This window comes from Microbacterium sp. P2_F9 (assembly GCF_056403635.1).
On sequence record NZ_JBFUFC010000338.1, the window covers coordinates 1 to 2,174 of the forward strand.

3 protein-coding genes are annotated in these 2,174 nt (G+C 64.7%); 2 read left to right on the top strand and 1 reads right to left on the bottom strand.

Annotated elements, in window-relative coordinates; translation table 11 throughout:
- The coding region (locus tag AC1DVT_RS19690) for an RNA polymerase sigma factor (protein WP_477391025.1) at positions 1 to 556 on the bottom strand (556 nt) is incomplete at its 3' end.
- 313 nt (positions 557 to 869) lie between these two features.
- Between AC1DVT_RS19690 and AC1DVT_RS19695 the strand changes: the two genes are divergently transcribed.
- Positions 870 to 1,475 carry a hypothetical protein gene (locus AC1DVT_RS19695; protein ID WP_477391027.1) on the top strand — a complete coding sequence of 202 codons (606 nt, stop codon included), beginning with the start codon at positions 870 to 872 and terminating at the stop codon, positions 1,473 to 1,475.
- Complete coding sequence (locus AC1DVT_RS19700) at positions 1,472 to 2,095, top strand: RNA polymerase sigma factor (protein ID WP_477391029.1); 624 nt, start codon at positions 1,472 to 1,474, stop codon at positions 2,093 to 2,095. Before AC1DVT_RS19695 ends, AC1DVT_RS19700 begins: the two co-directional genes overlap by 4 nt.
- Positions 2,096 to 2,174 lie beyond the last annotated feature (79 nt).

Sequence of the window (2,174 nt, forward strand, 5' to 3'; positions counted from 1 at the left end):
GTGTTTCCCCTTCCGTGATGGGAGCAAGCGAGCTCGAAAGCCGCTGCCGAAGTCGTGAGAGCCGCATCTTCGCCGCTGATTCGGAGACGCCCAGCGCGGCGGCCGCTTCGCGGATCGTGAACCCCTCCAGAGAGGTCATCGCCAACAGGCGGGCATCCGTTGGTCGCGCATCTGCCAGCAATGCCCGCAATCGCACCAACCGTGCGTTATCGAACTCCGCGAACTGATCGGCATGATCCGGCGCGTGCTCTGCGTCTGGAAGAGACGCCAAGAAGGCGCGGTAGCGACGATGAGCACGTTGCGCATTGCGGTGCACGTTTTGCGCGGTCACTATCAACCACGGCAACAGCGACCCGTCCACGAATCGCACATCACCTCGACGCCGCCACAACTCGAGAAACGTCACAGCCGCCAAGTCGTCCGCGTCGACGGCATTGCTCCCACTCATACGTAGGTGCCGGATAACGCGGTCGCGATGCCGATCCCAGATAAGTCCGTAGTCGCGGGCGTTACCCGCGACCACGCGTCGCCACACCACTTCGTCAGAATCGCCCACACTTCATAGTGTCCGCAGCACCCCGAAAGGTCACACTTCCACCGAGGCGCGCGGAAACTCCGCGGTCCGAGGCGCGGGTCATACGGGAGTGAAACGCGGTTCGTATTGCGGCGCGAACGGCAGCTGCAGCTCGGCGACGGCGTCAGCTTCGAGGGTCGCAGGGTCCGCGTCTGCCGGTGAGGCTGCCGATGCGGACGGAGACTATCTGCACCGGCGTCAATGCAAAGTTAAAGGAGTCCGATCTCGTGATGCGTCGTCGCGGAGGGCTGAGGTGGACATGTTCAGAGTGAGACACACGAACGCTAGGAGTCACATGATGGACGACAACCGCCCTGTCCTCGACGATGACATCGACCTCATCCTGAGCAGATCGGCGCCGATCACACCGCTGGCCCTCGCGGTGCGCGACGACGAGCTGCAGATCGCGGCAGCCGGCGCTCGGCTCGAGGCAGCGCGCCGCCATCGGCATCGACGCACACCGAGAGTCGCTGCATTCACGGCCGTGGCGGTTCTGATGCTGGGAGGGGCAGGGGTCGCTGTGGCGGCCACGAACGAGTCTTGGCCCGTTTGGGCGGCGAGCCCGGATCTCACCCTGGCTGTGACGCTGCCCAGCGGTGTGGTGTGTGACTACCGGCTCGGAAATCTCGAGGGCGCGGCGCCCGACATCTCCCGCGCTGCACATGACATTCTGGCGGCAATGTCGGTTCCCACCACTGATCAAGTCGACGACGCAGTCGTCGCCATTCACGGGGAGTCACTCGCCGAATCGCCCGCTTCGAAACGAGATGACCGATACGAGCTCGGCGTTATCCAGGCTCTGGCAGCTGAACTTGACCAGGCGCTGCAGAAGCAAGGGTTCGACGCGATGCAGCGCCCGAATTTTGAAGGCGTCATTACCTGCCCAGAGGTGGGCGAGTGACCTCTGCACGCGAACAACACGCCCGTCGGCTCACCGCCTCGCTCGAGCGAAATGCCCGGGATCTGCTGCGGTATCTGGAACGACGCGTCGGCACGAACGACGCCGCCGACGCGCTGTCAGAGACCATGATCGTCGCGTGGAGGCAGTCCGCCAGATTGCCGGACGACGACGCGGAGGCCCGCATGTGGCTGTTCGGGATAGCCCGGAACACGATCCTGAACGTCTCGCGTGGCGAGCGTCGCCGCACGCTCCTCGCTCAGCGCCTACAACAGTCCGCCGGTGACCTCGAAGCACCCGACGCCACCGAAGGCACAGAGATCCGAGACGCGATCGAACGTCTCTCGCCGGACCTGGCAGAGATCATCCGGGCCGTGCACTGGGACGGCTTCACACTGACGGAAGTCAGCCAGTACCTCGGCCTCCCGGCATCGACGATCCGAAGCCGATACGCACGCGCAAAACAAATGCTCGCGACCACGCTCGAACTGGGACCGACTACCACCGCACCAGCCTCGGACGCGATACCCACCCCCACGTCAGCAATCACCAGGCCACCCTCCTCCGCTGGGGGGAATCCACAAGTGGGGCTCATGCGGGCCGCCGAAGGACCGGCCTTCTAAACGCACGACTCGCGGGACGGCGAGTGGCGTACGGGACCCGATCTCGTGAGACGATGCCGCCGATGGACACCGAGATCGC

Bases quoted from the DNA above. Each gene is read 5' to 3' on its own strand.
- AC1DVT_RS19695 (WP_477391027.1), top strand. From the start codon at position 870: ATGATGGACGACAACCGCCCTGTCCTCGACGATGACATCGACCTCATC.